At 70.8% G+C, this 14,007-nt stretch carries 14 protein-coding genes; 3 read left to right on the plus strand and 11 right to left on the minus strand.

The annotated features are described in order from the left end of the window. Nucleotides 1-159: 159 nt before the first annotated feature. Nucleotides 160-1,557 carry a cytochrome P450 gene (locus tag G3I42_RS05755; RefSeq protein ID WP_164282970.1) on the minus strand — a complete coding sequence of 466 codons (1,398 nt, stop codon included), beginning with the start codon at nt 1,555-1,557 and terminating at the stop codon, nt 160-162. Continuing rightward, on the minus strand, nt 1,554-2,537 hold the full coding sequence (locus G3I42_RS05760; protein ID WP_164282973.1) for a DUF1702 family protein: 984 nt from the start codon (nt 2,535-2,537) through the stop codon (nt 1,554-1,556). Before G3I42_RS05760 ends, G3I42_RS05755 begins: the two co-directional genes overlap by 4 nt. A 268-nt stretch (nt 2,538-2,805) precedes the next feature. Between G3I42_RS05760 and G3I42_RS05765 the strand changes: the two genes are divergently transcribed. Continuing rightward, nucleotides 2,806-3,774, plus strand: a complete 969-nt coding sequence (locus tag G3I42_RS05765) for a hypothetical protein (RefSeq protein ID WP_164282975.1) — start codon at nt 2,806-2,808, stop codon at nt 3,772-3,774. 46 nt (nt 3,775-3,820) lie between these two features. Here the strand turns inward: G3I42_RS05765 and G3I42_RS05770 are convergent, their stop codons facing one another. After that, the gene (locus G3I42_RS05770) at nt 3,821-4,471 is read right to left on the minus strand and encodes a TetR/AcrR family transcriptional regulator (RefSeq protein WP_164282977.1); all 651 of its coding nucleotides are present in this window, start codon (nt 4,469-4,471) and stop codon (nt 3,821-3,823) included. Nucleotides 4,472-4,551: 80 nt separating this feature from the next. Between G3I42_RS05770 and G3I42_RS05775 the strand changes: the two genes are divergently transcribed. Next, on the plus strand, nt 4,552-5,937 hold the full coding sequence (locus G3I42_RS05775) for a carotenoid oxygenase family protein (protein ID WP_164282979.1): 1,386 nt from the start codon (nt 4,552-4,554) through the stop codon (nt 5,935-5,937). A 145-nt stretch (nt 5,938-6,082) separates the two neighbouring features. Here the strand turns inward: G3I42_RS05775 and G3I42_RS05780 are convergent, their stop codons facing one another. The 3 genes from G3I42_RS05780 to G3I42_RS05790 all read right to left on the minus strand — a co-directional run bounded on the left by G3I42_RS05780 (nt 6,083) and on the right by G3I42_RS05790 (nt 8,540). Beyond that, a complete protein-coding gene (locus G3I42_RS05780) occupies nt 6,083-7,519 on the minus strand; it encodes an MFS transporter (protein WP_239096284.1) in 1,437 nt (478 codons plus the stop codon). A gap of 221 nt (nt 7,520-7,740) precedes the next feature. Continuing rightward, nucleotides 7,741-8,097 (minus strand): metalloregulator ArsR/SmtB family transcription factor, encoded by a 357-nt coding sequence (locus G3I42_RS05785; protein WP_164282981.1) that lies wholly within the window; start codon nt 8,095-8,097, stop codon nt 7,741-7,743. Further along, the gene (locus G3I42_RS05790) at nt 8,094-8,540 is read right to left on the minus strand and encodes an SRPBCC domain-containing protein (protein WP_164282983.1); all 447 of its coding nucleotides are present in this window, start codon (nt 8,538-8,540) and stop codon (nt 8,094-8,096) included. Before G3I42_RS05790 ends, G3I42_RS05785 begins: the two co-directional genes overlap by 4 nt. 480 nt (nt 8,541-9,020) lie before the next feature. Between G3I42_RS05790 and G3I42_RS05795 the strand changes: the two genes are divergently transcribed. After that, nucleotides 9,021-9,362, plus strand: coding sequence for a VOC family protein (locus tag G3I42_RS05795; RefSeq protein WP_164282985.1), 342 nt, complete (start codon nt 9,021-9,023; stop codon nt 9,360-9,362). 140 nt (nt 9,363-9,502) lie between these two features. On the opposite strand, the gene G3I42_RS05800 is transcribed toward G3I42_RS05795, so the two are convergent. From G3I42_RS05800 to G3I42_RS05820, 5 genes are all read right to left on the minus strand, one after another. Further along, nucleotides 9,503-9,910 carry a GFA family protein gene (locus G3I42_RS05800; RefSeq protein WP_164282987.1) on the minus strand — a complete coding sequence of 136 codons (408 nt, stop codon included), beginning with the start codon at nt 9,908-9,910 and terminating at the stop codon, nt 9,503-9,505. 98 nt (nt 9,911-10,008) lie between these two features. After that, nucleotides 10,009-10,725, minus strand: a complete 717-nt coding sequence (locus G3I42_RS05805; protein WP_164282989.1) for an NAD(P)-binding domain-containing protein — start codon at nt 10,723-10,725, stop codon at nt 10,009-10,011. Between the two features lie 57 nt (nt 10,726-10,782). Beyond that, on the minus strand, nt 10,783-11,967 hold the full coding sequence (locus G3I42_RS05810; protein ID WP_164282991.1) for an acyl-CoA dehydrogenase family protein: 1,185 nt from the start codon (nt 11,965-11,967) through the stop codon (nt 10,783-10,785). 33 nt (nt 11,968-12,000) lie between these two features. After that, nucleotides 12,001-12,948, minus strand: coding sequence for an alpha/beta hydrolase (locus G3I42_RS05815; RefSeq protein WP_164282993.1), 948 nt, complete (start codon nt 12,946-12,948; stop codon nt 12,001-12,003). A 273-nt stretch (nt 12,949-13,221) separates the two neighbouring features. Then, entirely contained in the window at nt 13,222-13,968 is a 747-nt protein-coding gene (locus tag G3I42_RS05820; protein WP_164282995.1) for an SDR family oxidoreductase, read from the minus strand. Between the last annotated feature and the right edge of the window lie 39 nt (nt 13,969-14,007).

The following is a 14,007-nucleotide window of genomic DNA, read 5'->3' on the forward strand; positions in this document are numbered from 1 at the left end:
CCCACAGGAAGCCCGGCCGGCTGCCCCGGCCGGGCTTCCCGCGTCGCCCCCGGCAGTCCCGGGTGGACGCCGGAACGCGAACGGCCGCCCCGGGCAGCTGCTGCCCGGGGCGGCCGTTCGCGTGACCGGTCCGTCCTCGCCGCCGGCGGCGGCGCACTCTCAGTTCCGCGGTTCCACGGTCATCGGCAGGCCGCCCTTGACCCGCAGGGTCAGCATCGGCTCGGCCCGTACCCTGTGGCCCGGGGGGACCGAGAGACGCAGCCGGCGCAGCAGGACGGCGAGCACCACCGTGGCCTCCATCATCCCCAGGCTGCTGCCGACACAGACCCGCGGTCCCGCACCGAACGGTACGTAGCTGTACCGGTGCCGGCCCGCGGCGCGGCCCGTGGCGAACCGTTCCGGGTCGAACCGGTCCGGGTCCTCCCAGAAGTCCGGGTGCCGGTGCAGTGTGTAGGGGCACAGCACCACATCGGCGCCGGCCGGCACCCGGTAGTCCCCGATCCGGTCCGCCGCCAGCGCCCTGCGCGGCAGCAGCCACACCGCCGGGTACAGCCGCATCACCTCCTGGAGCACCATCGACGTGTACGTGAGCCGGTGGAAGTCCTCGATGGTGGGCAGCCGGTCGCCCAGCACCTCGTCGACCTCGGCGCGTACCCGGTCGCCCGCTTCCGGGTGCCGGTCCAGCAGGTACAGCGTCCAGTTGAGGGTGCTGGCAGTGGTGTCGTGCCCGGCGAGCAGCAGGGTGATGAGCTCGTCGCGCATCCGGTTCTGCCGGACTGCCGGATCCCGCTCGTCAGCCGTCGCGTCGATGAGGCGCGAGAGCACGTCGTCGCGGGTGCCGTCGGAAGCCGGGTGCCGTTCCCGCTCCTGGGCGAGGGCGGCCACGATCCGGTTCAGTTCGGCCCGCGCCTTGCGGAACCTCAGTTGCAGGGGCAGCGGGACCCACGTGGGCACCGAACTCAGGCTCATCATTTCGAAGACGGCCTGGTCCTGGACGATTTCGAAGGCCTCGCCGATGGCTTCGTACGCGCCCAGGTCCGCGTCCAGCAGCGAGCGGCCGAGCACCCCGAGGGTGAGCCCGGTCATCTCCTGCCGGATGTCCACCGCTCCCGCGCCCGCCGACAGCCTCAGCCGGTCCGCCAGCAGCAGCGCCTCCTCGCCGATGGCCCCGATCTGCCGGGCGATGCGGCGCGGCTGGAACGCCGGCTGGATCACCTTGCGCTGGGCTCGCCACAGCGGGCCCTCACTGGTCAGCAGGCCGTTGCCGAGCGCGCGCCGGGCGTGCACCAGGCCGATGCCCTTGTGGTAGTTGGCGCTGTTGTCGGTCAGCACCCGGCGGATGTGGTCGGGGTGGTTGAAGAAGTACAGGGTCTTGGGGCCGAGCGGCAGCCGTACCGCGTCGCCGTAGGTGGCCGCCGCCTCGGTCATCACTGCCAGCCGGTCGGAGGCCATCCGGGCCAGGAGCACCGGGGTGCTGGCCCGCGACGGCCCCGGAGGCCGCCGCGGCCGGTCGCCGCTCGGCAGGACCGGGGCCGGTACCGAGTCCATGCCCGTCATGCCCGCGCCTCGGGCGCTTCGCTGGAGATCCGCTCGGCGATCTCCCGGCGCCACACCTCGTAGGCTGTCAGCCGGTCGTCGACGACGGGGGTGGGCCGGGCCCGCGAGCAGACCTCGGTAACCTGCTGCGGGGTCATGCCGCAGAGCAGCCGCGCGGCCATCTCGGTGTGCGGTGTCAGCAGTCCGGACTCCACGCGGGTCGTCGAGGCGAAGGCCGCGCCCTGGGCGAGTTGCGGCCGGTAGCTGCCTGCCCGTTCGAGCAGGTACAGCAGCTCGGCCTCGTCGGCACCGCCGGCGTAGCAGGCGGCCAGTCCGACCCCGCTGTAGAGGTCGGCACGCCGGTCCGCCGTGAAGCCGTCCACCAGGTCCGCCACTACGGCCGGGTCGGTGCCCCCGATGAACCACAGCGCCCGTCCGATGCCCTGGTCGACGGCGTGCCCCGCGTACCGCCGGGTCTCGTCGCCGGGCCACCGGAAGGACGGGTCCCGGTACTGCTCGCGCACATAGCGCTGGGTACGGAAGTAGGCCTGGTGGAAGCCGTATCCGTCCAGGGACAGCCAGCGCAGCAGAGGGTCGGCGGGCGCGATGGACGCCCACCGGAAGCGGGGCAGCCGGGCCATCGCCCAGCCGACGCCGACGTGCACCATGTACTCGTGCGGGGCACCATGGCCCGCCAGAAAGGCCGATATCCGGCCGTTGCCGGGTATCGGGAGGCCGTCCAGCATGGCCAGTCCCATGGCCGCGCCCTCGTAGGCGAAGCCGCGGAACCGCACCGGGATCCGCTCAAGCCGCTGGTGCGCCTCGTCCTGGTCGCGTGCCTCGACGGCGTACGCGTAGCCGTCGAGGAAGGTCGCCCCGACCGTCTCCAGCGTCTCCCGTGCCTCGGGGCTCTTCTCGTGGAAGCCCCGGGTCGACAGCTTGGTCTCGTTGTGGCTCGGTGTCATCAGACGGCGTCTGACCGTGCGCCAGCTCGCGCTCATCGTTGCCCTCCAGCCCGCCGCGAGCCCGGATGGCCGCAGCTCTCCGGTTTCATGCTCCGGCCCCTCGGACCGCGCCACTACTTCTGCCGTGCCGGTACCGGGCAATTCAGGAGTAGGCAGTGAACGGGCCGGCTCCCGACACTCAGTCGCACTGCCCGCACGTCCCCGTGTGCGAGGTCTCGCGTGGGGCCACCCCGAACCGGAGCGGCCGAGATCGCGGACCTCGTGCACCGATTCCGGCACCGCCCTGCGACAGAGGAGACCTCGCGTGACCGATACCACCCTTGCTCCCACCTCGACGGCACCGCCGCACGCCACCTCGCTTTTCGTCAACGGCCTGTTCCCGCGCCGCCGGGTCCTGCTCCTCGTGCTCAGCGTGCTCGGCGGCCTGCTGATCGCCTACGCGTGGTCCTCGAAGCTGGCGGACGACGAGATCGGCTTCCGCACCGCCAGCCAACTGCTTGGTCACGACGCCGAGGACACGCCGCTGTCCGGCATCGCCTCCGGGGTGCTCTTCGCCCTGGTGTCCGGGCTGGCGGGCTCCTTCACGGCCTGCAACGTGGCCGTGTTCGGAGCGGTGGGCCCGCTGGTCGGACAGATCAGCCTGACCCGCCGTCAGCGGCTGGCACACGCGCTGCGGCCGCTGGGCTGGATGGCGGCCGGCATGCTGCCGGTCTCGGCCGCCTACGGGGTGCTGGTCGGTCTCGTCGGCACCCACATGCCGCAGTTCTCGACGGCGCAGACGCACGGCATCTCACCCCGGATCGCCCAGGCCATGATCGTGTACGGGGTGCTCGGCCTGTTCATGCTGGCACTCGGGCTGGCCGCGGCCGGTCTGATCCCCGACCCGCTGGCGGCTGTCTCGCGCCGGTATCCGAACGCCCCGCTGGTGCTGATCGGCGCCATGGTCGGCGCCTTCCTGATCGGCCGCCCCTACCCGCTGTTCCGCAACCTGTTCCGGCAGGCGGCCGAGGAACACAACCCGCTCTACGGGGCAGTCGCCTTCTCGCTCCAGTCCATCGGCAACTTCGTGGTGATGGCGGTGCTCTTCCTGCTCCTGTCCTACATCCTCAGCCGGCCCGTCCAGCGCTGGCTGGCCACCAAGCCGGGCCGGGTGGCGACGCTGACGGCGTCCGCGTTCCTGGTGGCCGGCGCATTCACGGTCGTTTACTGGGACATCCGGATGCTGGGCAGGCTCGATTACCTGTGGTTCCCGACAGCTCCCTGGAACGCGTAGCAATTTCTCCCCGCCCCGGCGGAACCACCAACGGCGGCTCCGGGCCCTACTGGGTCCGGAGCCGCCGTTGTGTCGCCCTGGCCAGGGATTCCTGGGCGCGCTGAGGGTCGTCCCCCGCGCCCAGGATCATTCCGCCCACCTGTGCCTCGAAGCAGACGTCCGCGGTGTTGGGCTCGACCAGGTAGCCGCCGAGGTCAAGGGTGACGAGTCCGTGCAGGGCGATCCAGAGCTGATGGGCGAGCAGTTCGGGGTCGAAGGGGCGGAAGCGGCCGGTCGCGGCGCAGCGCTTGACCGCTCCGACGAGGATGTCCAGGGTGTAGCGGCCGTGCTGCCGGTCGGCGTCGGTGAGCGAGAAGCCGCTCAGGCTCGACCCGCCGAACATCACGTTGTACAGGTGCCAGTGCTCCCGGGCGTTGTCCCGGTACGCCCAGCCGAGGGCGAGCACGTCGGCGACCGGGTCGTCGCTCTCCTCGACGGCTCTCATCCGGTCGCCGAGCAGCCTGAACCCTTCGTGGACCATCGCCCGCACCAGGTCGTCCATACCACCGAAGTGCGTGTAGACGACCGTGGTGGAGGTGCCCACCATGGCTGCCAGTTTGCGGGTGGACAGTGCGGCCGGCCCCTCCTCGCCGAGCAGCTTCGCCGCGGCGTCGATGAGTTGGGGACGCAGGTTCGGGTCAACTCGGCGTGGGCTCACCCTTGACAGTATGGCGGGCGGCTGTGACGCTATTCCGTGACGGTGTTACGTAACGATGATACTCGACGGAGGAGGCGGCCATGCCTCGCACCACTGACCCTGTCCGCGGCACACTCCCGCACAGCACGGTGCACCTTCTCGGGCGTGGCTATCAGCCGGTGCCGGCCGAGGCCGAACACACGGAACTGACGGTGCGCGGCACGCTGCCGCCGCAGCTCGACGGAACCTTCCTGCGGATCGGGCCCAATGCCCGGGGCCCCCACGACCCCGCCGTCGACCACGCCCTGGCGGGCGACGGCATGGTGCACGCGATCCGGCTGGGCGGCGGCCGCGCGCTGTCGTACCGCAACCGCTGGCTGCGGACCGACGCGATCAGCGGCGCGCTCAACGAGCTGCCCACTCCCGGGCCCCGCAACGGGCCGGACGACAACGTCAACGCGAATCTGATCCGGCACGCCGGCCGTACCCTGGCCGTGGCCGCCGCCACCGCCCTGCCGCTCGTCCTCGATTCCGGCCTCGCCACCCGCGCCCGCACCGACTTCGACGGCACCCTCCCCGGCGGCTTCTGCGCGCACCCCCTCACCGACCCGGTCACCGGAGAACTGCTCGCGGTCGCGACCGATCATGCGCGGGACGAGGCGGTCCTGCTCACCCTCGACGTCGCGGGCCGGGTCCGCGAAACACTGCCGATCGTGGTCAAGGGCCGTCCCTGGATGCACTCCTTCGCCCTCACCGAACGCCACGCCGTCCTCTTCGACCTGCCGGTGACCCACGACCCCGCCGAGGCGCGGACCGGCTCGCCCGTGCCCTACTCCTGGCAGCACGACCACGGTGCCCGGATCGGGATCGTGCCGCGCGGCGGCACGGACGCGGGCGCACTCTGGCTCGACGTCGCACCCTGCTTCGTCTTCCACCCGGTCAACGCCTTCGAAGAGGGCGACGGCCGGATCATTGTGGACGTGATCCGCCACGAGCGGGCCTTCGATCGTGACCGGCTGCACGCCAGCGAGTCGGCGCCATCCCTGTGGCGCTGGACCCTCGATCCGCGTGAGAACGCCGTAGCGGAGCGACAACTGGACGACCGGGTCCAGGAGTTCCCCCTGATCGACGAGCGATACACGGGGCTGCGGTACCGGTACGCCTTCACCGTCGAACTCGACGCGGGCCAGGGCGCCGCGCTCTGCGGCCCGGCACTACTGCGGCACGACCACGCCACCGGCCGCTCGGACCGGCATGCCTTCGCCGGTGGACGGCTGACCGGCGAACCCGTCTTCCTGCCGCGCGAGGCGCGGGCCGCGGAGGCCGACGGCTGGCTGCTGACCCTGGTGTACGACCCCGCCGCCGACCGCAGCGAACTGGTGGTCCTGGACACCGCCGATTTCACCGGGCCGCCGGTCGCCGTGGTCCCGCTGCCGGTCCGGGTGCCGCACGGCTTCCACGCGCAGTGGGTGCCGGGGGAGAGGTGAGCGGCGCGCGTGACCACGAAGACCCGCCGAGGAAGGCCACCCGGCGCTCGCCCACGCCACCGGCACGGACTCGGCGGAATCCGGCCCGGAAGACCGCGGGGTAGCACTCGGCCGAGTGCTACCCCGCGGTTTCCCCGGCCGGGTGTCAGTCCAGAGGACGGGCCAACGCCTGGTCGGCGTCCCCTCGCAGCGGCACGCTCGCCGCCGGAGCGTCCGCGCCGCGGGCACGCAGCCCGAACCAGACCAGGACCATGCTCGCCATGGTCACCGCCACGTCCACGATCAGCGCGAGGTGGATGCCGTCCAGTTCCACCGCCTGGGTGGCGGCGACCGCGCTCAGGATCGGGATGCCGATCGTGACGGCCACCTGCTGGGTCATCGCGGTCATGCCGGTGGCCAGGCCCTGCTCCTCGTTGGGCAGGCCCGAGGTGCCGGTCACCGTGTAGGCCACGATGGAGGTCACGTGCCCGAAGAACCCGATGAACAACGCGGGGACCAGGATCACGAGCGCCACCCGGTCGATACCGAGGAAGATGAGGGGAACGATCGCCAGGCCCTGCACGGACATGCCCACGGCCAGCACCTTCCGGCTGCCGTGGCGTCCGATGGAGCGCCCGGCGATGACCCCGGCGGCCACGGCCGCCAGGCCCGGGACGCCGAAGACCAGGCCGGTGGTCAGTGGGGAGTAGTGCAGGACGTTCTGGAGGTAGAGCGTCATCAGGAAGATCATGGCGGTCTCCATGGAGAACACCACGAGCCCCGCGTAGTTGCCCCACTTCACCGTGGGCCGCTTGAGGATGCGCACCGGGGCGAGCGGCGCGGGTGAACGGAGCTCGATCACCCAGAACGCGACCAGCAGAGCCGCGCCGATGATGCCCGGGTATATGTTCGTCTCGATGACCGCGTAGATGACGGCCAGCAGACCGCCGGCCGCGGTCACCGCCCCGGGCACGTCCAGCTTCACCCGGTCGGGGACGCTGCTCTCCCTGATCAGCGAGGGGGTGAACGCCAGGATGACCGCCGCCACCGGTACGTTGATGAAGAACGCGGCTCGCCAACTGAGCAGGCTGACCAGGACTCCGCCGACCAGCGCGCCGACCGTGAAGCCGCCGGAGAGCAGCGCACCGTTGAGGCCCAGGACCCGGTCCCGCTGCGAGCCTTCCGCGAAGGTGCTGGTGAGCAGGGACAGCGACGCGGGGATCGCCATCGCGGTGGCGAAGCCCTGCAGTGCGCGGGCGGTCAGCAACACTTCGGCGTTCTGGGCGAATCCGCCGAGCAGTGAGGCCGCGCCGAGCAGCGCCATGCCGGTGATGAAGAGTCGGCGGCGGCCGAACAGGTCGCCCATCCGTCCGAAGAGGAGGGCGAAGCCGGCCGCGGGGAGGGCGTAGGCGGAGGTGACCCAGGGCAGCCCGGACAACCCCAGCCCGACGCCCGCGCCGACCTCGGGCAGCGCGACGTTGAGGATCGAGAAGTCAACGGACAGCATGAATCCGGACCCGAGCAGGAGGAACAAAATCATCCGTTCCCTGCTGGTGAAACGTGGAACTGAGCTCACTTCGCTCTTGCCTGCGTCGGTCGTCATGAGATGGTTCCCTCGATCGAGAGTCCGATTTCGTGAACGGTCACCGCGTCGGCCGACCGTGCCGCCCGGCGGCACTCGTCACCGAGCGCCCGGCCGACGCCTGACTGGCAGTCAGTCCGGTGCCCCTGCGGGGTGACCTGGAGCTGGGGGAGTGCTGGGGACTGCCGCCCCGTTCCCGTCGTTCGCCGGGGGTGCGACGGACGGGAACAGGACGACAGTGTCTAAGGGGCGTCTCGCCGTTCCGCTGCCTCGGCGATGTGCTTGATCTTCGCCAGACGCCGATCCCAGTCGGCGGCGAGCATGGTCATCCACCGCGCCGTCGCGTCGAGGGTCGCCGGCTTCACCGCGTACCGCACCTCGCGTCCGACCCGGCTGCCGGAGACCAGCCCGGCGGCGTCCAGGACGGTGAGGTGTTTGGCCACCGCCTGTCGTGATATCGGCAGACTCTCGGCAAGCGTCGTCGCCGTGGCCTCGCCCTGTGCGGCGAGCAGTTGCAACAGCTCGCGTCGCGTGTTGTCGGCCAGCGCGACCAGCACGCTGTCCACCACCTCGACGGAGCCCTGGCGTTCGTCCGTCACACGGACGACGCCTCGACGCGCGTCTTGACCGCGTCGAGAACCTGTAGCCAGCCGTCGGCGTTGTCGCTGTGCGCCTTGGCCCGCACATCCTCGGACCCGGCCAGCGTCGCGAACCCGCTCTCGACGACGCGCAGCCGCGTCTTGTCACCCTCGGCGGTCAGCGTGAACTCCACCAAGGTGCTGTTGGTCTCGCTCAGTTCCTCACCGGGGAACGCGCTGGCCCAGCGGTACGCGACGTAGGTCTGCGGCCGCACCTTCTCCACCCGCACGGGGAAGCTGCCGTACTCGGGGTTCTTGGCCACCGTCGATTCGCCCTCGACGGCCACGGTGCCGGACGCGCTGGCCGGGTCGGCGACCCAGAAGCCCGGCTCGGTCACCAGCGACCACACCCGGTCCACGGGGGCCGCGATCAGGGTTTCGCGTTCGATCAGCCGTTCGCTCATGAGGAACTCCTTCATTGGTGCTCTTGCCAGCAACCCGACTGTTGCACATCGGATCGTCAGGCGCAATCGTAAGGTTGCGTTCGCGCGGAGGGGCGCGGTACTGCCGCAGGGGTGCGGTGGTGCATGGGAGCAGGGCGCGCGCGGTGTCGCGCTTTCGGAGGTGGCGGCGGATTGCGCAAGAGTCGGGTTGCGTATGAGGTAAGTAACATGCAACACTTTGGTTGCGGAATTCGGCGGACCAGCTGCCGGGCAGGTCGGCTTGTCCTCGGCAACCGGTCGGGGCGCGCGGTGAGGCAACCCGCGGCTTCCCGACCGGACGGCGCCTACGGTGGAGGTCCTCGCGGCCGGCCGGTGCCATCGGGCGGTGGCCGTCGGGTGCGCCGCCGAGGCGGACGACTTCACAGAGCACAGAGCACCGAGAGACGTGGCGTGGCGGCAGCCGCCGTCGCGACCTCGGATCACACATCAAGGAGATGCGACATGGCGACACTGAAGCCCGGAAGCATGCTGGTCGGCTCGACCCGTCCCGAGGAACTGCGGGCCTGGTACATCAAGGCGCTGGCTCCGGGGTTCACCGGCGACGGCCCGATCGACTTGGGCGGCTTCCATCTGGTCGTCTGCGAGCGCGACGACATCGACGCGAAGAACGGCCAGCCGGGTCGCTCCATCGTCAACTTCCACGTCGACGACTTCGACGCGGTGGAGGCCCAGCTGAGCGCGGCCGGCGCCGAGTGGATCTCGATCGACGACCGTGAGCCGGGCAAGTTCGGCACGTTCGCCGACCCCGACGGGAATTACCTCCAGATCATCCAGTGGAAGTAGGACGCCCGAGGCCGAGTGTTCCCGCAGCCCCTCCTCCCGTCCGAGACGGACCGGCAGAGGGGCTGCCCCCTTGTGCGTCCCTTGGGCGTCGGGGGCGCCCGCTCTTCTCATCGTGCCGCCCGCAAGGAGGCCAGCCGCGGTCACACGGCGGCCGTGGGCTCCGGTACCTGCGGGAGCCAGGACACGGCGTCGTCGCGGAAATGCTGGTTCCGCGGAACGAATCCACCGTCGTCGTCCAGGCTCATGATGGTCACGAAGACGGCGTCCGAGCCCTCGTCGAGCGCGCACACCCGGGAGCCGCAGTCGCCGCAGAACCCGCGCCCGGCGCCCGGCGAGGTCGCGTACCAGGTGGGCTCGCCCCCCGGACCGTCCCAGGCGAAGCCGGACAGAGGGAAGCCCACGAAGGCCATCATCGGGCCGCCTGAGAGCTTCCTGCAATGCGCGCAGCTGCACACATGGGGGTAGAACGGCCGGCTGGCCGCGCTGTACCGGATCTTTCCGCACAGGCAGCCGCCGGTATGGGTTCGCTGCTGGTCGATCTCGCTCATCGTGGTGTCCCCAGGCTCTCGGTCCGTCGGTTGTGCTGCGCGGGGAAGCCCGCCGTCGCCGACGGGCTTCCCTGTCTCATCCGGGCGTCGGGCAGAGGTCAGAAGGTGCGCTCCGCCACCCGGACTCTCTCCGCGTTCTCCAGTGCCGTTCGCAGCGCGGCGGCCGACAGGGGGGCTCCGAGGGCTTCGGTCCGGTCCTCGAAGGCGGTGTTCTTGTCGGCCATGTAGAGCCAGGTGTACGCGGAGGTCTCCGGCTCGAAGCGCCAGCTGTCCGCCAGCGAGCCCGCGTCGACGGTGTCGAAGCCGATCGTGTGGATCAGCGCCGACGCGCCGGCCTTCGCGGAGGCGTCGTTGCCGGCGATGGCCACGGCGCTGCGCTCCGGATGGCCGGAGGGACGGGCGAGCTGGGCGATGTGGTGGGCCAGGATGCCGCTGAACGCCTTGACCAGGTGGACCCCGTCGAAGTGCTGCTGGATCAGCTCGCTGGTGGTCAGCTTCTCCGAGTCCAGCTCCTCGATGCGGCCGTCGCGGATCGGGTAGTAGTTGCTGGTGTCCAGCAGGGTCCGCCCCCGCAGCGGCGCCGCCGGGACGCGCCGGTAGTCGGTGACCGGCACGGCCATCACGACGAACTCGCCGGCTCGGCTGGCTTGTTCCACGGTCCCGGCCGTGGCCAGCGGGCCCAGGTCCGCGACGAGGCCGGCGAGGCTCTCGGGGCCGCGGGAGTTGGACATCACGACCGGAATGCCGTTCCCGACGGCGAGCCGGGCGAGCACTGTGCCCATGACTCCGCTGCCGATGATTCCCAGGGTGGACATGACGACTCCTCAGGTTTTTCGGTGGACTCTCTCGTACCGGGGACGGCTCGGCACCGGTCAGATGTAGTAAGTGTTGGGCTCCAGGCCGCAGAGGATGCGGCCGTAGGTCTCGGCGTTGACATCCGGATTCATCATCGCGTGCAGACCGAACGTCTGGAGGTCGTTGGCTATCCGCTGCACCGGCACCTTGGTATAGGCCGCGGAGCCGCCGCTGGACGAGGCGAGGATCTCCACCGCCTCCCGGGTCAGCCGCACGGCCGAGCCCTCGTCCGCCCGGCTGCGGCCGCGTTCCGCCATCTCCCAGGGCTCGGCCGAGGCGCACTTGGCGTCCAGCAGCGCGGCCAGCCGGGTCGCGTGGAACTCCGCCTCGTCGAGCTTCATCGCCGCTTCGGCGACCCGCAGATGGGTCACCGGGGCCTCGCTCTGGCTCGGGTACTCGGTGTAGGTGATCTTGCGACCGGGGAGCCGCTCGAAGAAGAGGTCCCGCACCGCCTTGCCCATGCCGACGGCGACCCCGACCGTGGACGCCGCGCCCACCACGATCAGCGGAGCCCGGTACATCGGCGAGTCGGCGTTCAGCTTGGAGACCGACTGGCCACCGAGCACCATGGGCGCCGGCAGGATGCGTTCCTGCGGGATGAACAGGTCCTTCGCGATCGTGGTGACGCTCCCGGTTCCGCGCAGGCCGCCGGTGTGCCAGTCGTCGACGATCTCAAGCTCCGAGACCGGGACCGGGCCCATCACCGGGTACGGCTGCCCCTCAGGGTCCAGGAATATCGCCGCGACCTGCTGCCAGGTGCTGCTGAGGGCGCCGCTGATGAACGGCCACGAGCCGTTGACGAGGACGCCGCCGGGAACGGGGACGGCCGTCGCGGTCCCGGGCCCGATGGTGGCACAGAGCCCTGTGCCGGACTCCGCGAACACCTCGTCCTGGACCTCGTCCGGGTACAGGCCCACGCCCCAGCCGGCGACCCAGGAGCTGGCCACCACCCATGCGGCGGACCCGTCGGCCTTGGCTATCTCCTCGGCCACCGCCACCATGGTCTGCGCGTCGCTCTCGTACCCGCCGTAGCGCAGCGGGATACGCATCCGGAAGACACCCGCGTCGCGCAGGGCCTCCACCGAGTCAGGGTGCAGTCGGCGGTTCTCCGTCGACCACGCGGTGTTGGCCCGCAGCACGGGCGCGATCGCGGACACCTGCCGCACCAGCTCTTCCCGGGTCGGGATGACGAATGTCGACATGACTTCTCCTCGACGTGCTTGTGGGATCAGGGCTCAGACGAAGAACGTGTTGAACGCGTCGATGACGGCCTCGGGCGCCTCCTCGACGAAGTAGTGGCCCGCGTCCGGCACCAGCACGACCCGCACGTCGCTCCCCTGGGTGGGCAGCGTCGCCTCCATCTGCTTGGCGAACATGCCGTCGGCGAGGTTGGAGACCAGGCCGAGCATGGGCGCGGTCACCTGCCCGTAGGTTCCGAGGTCGGCGATGTCCTGGCCGAAGGTCTGGTACCAGCCGTTGCCGCCGCGGATACCGTCCGCCGTGTCGTAGGCCCGGGTGTAGACGGCCCGGTCCGCCGGGGTCACCGCGTCCGGGTCCAGCAGGAAGTTGTCGAAGACCCAGTCGATGAGGAAGTGGGCGCGTCCGGCCAGCAGTTGTTCCGGCAGGCCGACGACCTGGTTGAAGGCGAACCACCACGGGAAGAAGGGCAGCCCCGGGGCCGGCAGCACGGGGATCTGGTACATCGACGCGTCCGGGTGGAGCACATCGAGCAGGGCGACCCTGCGGGTGGCCTCCGGGTGGTTGACCGCGAAGCTGAAGGCAACCTGTGCGCCGACGTCGTGGCCCGCGATGTCCACCTGGTCGTAGCCGAGGGCACGGACGAATCCATGGACGACCGAGGCCATCGTCTTCTTGTCGTACCCGGTGGCGGGCTTGTCCGAGCCGCCCATGCCCGGGAGGTCGAGCGCGATGACCCTGCGGCCGGCCGCGGCGAGGGCGGGCATCACCTTGTGGAATTCCCACCAGGTCTCCGGCCAGCCGGGCAGCAGGACCAGCGGAGCGCCCTCCCCGCCGCTGACGTAATGGAGGCGGAGACCGTTCACGGTGGCGTATTCGCTGCTGAAGCCGCCGTCCAGGGAGCTCGCGAGTTCGGCGTCGGTCGGGACGCCGGAGGCTTCTCCGCCGGTGTCCGGTGTGCTCGTACCGCTGCTGTTCGTCGTCACTGTTCCCACTCCTCGTCGTCGTGGCCGAAACAGGTATGCGAAGGACCGGCCCACGGGCTCGGTGCTGCTCAGTCATCATCGAAGACGGAAATTCCCCCGGCCTCTTCCTACGTGCCCTCTCGCGTTCCCGGGTGGAGGGCGACGTCGGGTCCGGCGTACGCGTGCTCGACGGGTCTGTTCTCTCGGCCCGCCAAGCCGTATCCGGCAGTCGCGACGACGTACGGGGCAGGGCCGACCAGCGGCCCTGCCCCGTACCCGTGGCGCGGAAGCGAGTCAGGGCAGCTTCTTCAGGCCGGCCCCGGTCAGGAGGTAGCCGGGCGCCACCGCACTCGCCTGCGTCCGGGCCAGCTCGACCATTGCCGAGCCGGCGATCTCCGGGGTGAGCAGCGGCCCCATCTGCTTCACGTACTCCTCCTCCGACCGGCCGTCGCGAGCCGCGTACGCACGGGCCGCCGACCTGCCCAGCTCGGTCACCGGGGTGATCCGGGGAAGCACCGCGGAGAAGGTGATGTCCAGTCCGGCGCGCTGCGCCTCGTCCTGGGCGTATCCGGTGAGGAAGCGCTGGGTGGCCTTGGCGCCCGCGTAGCCCCCGGAGAGCGGCGAACCCGCCATCGCGGCACCGCTGCTGACCACGATCACCCTGCTGCCGGGGCGCAGCGGAGTGAGCAGGACCTCGCGCAGCCAGTGGAAGGTGATCCTGACATCCGTCTGCCAGTTGACCGAGAAGGTCTCCCAGGTCTGGTGTTGCAGCGGACGCATGTGCGGGCTCGCCCCGGCCGCCAGGACGACCACCTCGGGCCGGTAGCGGTCGAGGAGGCTGCCGGCCACTGTGGGGTCGCCGGCGTCGGCGAGTTCGGGAACGGTGCTGCCGGCGCCGCCGGCCGGCTCGGCGAACGGCGCCGCGGTGCGCGAGACGGCGACCACTCGGGAGCCGGCCTCGGCGAAGGCCGTGGCGATCCCGTGGCCGAGGCCGCGGCTCGCGCCGACGACGATGGTGGTCTTGCCGGACAGGTCGCTCATGATGTCCTCCTGGTAAGGGGCGTGTCCGGTCGCGGACGG

Source organism: Streptomyces sp. SID11385 (assembly GCF_010548245.1).
Taxonomy (GTDB): Bacteria; Actinomycetota; Actinomycetes; order Streptomycetales; family Streptomycetaceae; genus Streptomyces.

Excerpts from the sequence above, each read along its gene's own strand:
- G3I42_RS05810 (WP_164282991.1), bottom strand. The coding sequence starts at position 11,967 with ATGTCGACATTCGTCATCCCGACCCGGGAAGAGCTGGTGCGGCAGGTG.
- G3I42_RS05795 (WP_164282985.1), top strand. The coding sequence starts at position 9,021 with ATGGCGACACTGAAGCCCGGAAGCATGCTGGTCGGCTCGACCCGTCCC.
- G3I42_RS05790 (WP_164282983.1), bottom strand. The coding sequence starts at position 8,540 with ATGAGCGAACGGCTGATCGAACGCGAAACCCTGATCGCGGCCCCCGTG.
- G3I42_RS05820 (WP_164282995.1), bottom strand. The coding sequence starts at position 13,968 with ATGAGCGACCTGTCCGGCAAGACCACCATCGTCGTCGGCGCGAGCCGC.
- G3I42_RS05775 (WP_164282979.1), top strand. The coding sequence starts at position 4,552 with ATGCCTCGCACCACTGACCCTGTCCGCGGCACACTCCCGCACAGCACG.
- G3I42_RS05755 (WP_164282970.1), bottom strand. The coding sequence starts at position 1,557 with ATGACGGGCATGGACTCGGTACCGGCCCCGGTCCTGCCGAGCGGCGAC.
- G3I42_RS05805 (WP_164282989.1), bottom strand. The coding sequence starts at position 10,725 with ATGTCCACCCTGGGAATCATCGGCAGCGGAGTCATGGGCACAGTGCTC.
- G3I42_RS05760 (WP_164282973.1), bottom strand. The coding sequence starts at position 2,537 with ATGAGCGCGAGCTGGCGCACGGTCAGACGCCGTCTGATGACACCGAGC.
- G3I42_RS05780 (WP_239096284.1), bottom strand. The coding sequence starts at position 7,519 with ATGACGACCGACGCAGGCAAGAGCGAAGTGAGCTCAGTTCCACGTTTC.
- G3I42_RS05800 (WP_164282987.1), bottom strand. The coding sequence starts at position 9,910 with ATGAGCGAGATCGACCAGCAGCGAACCCATACCGGCGGCTGCCTGTGC.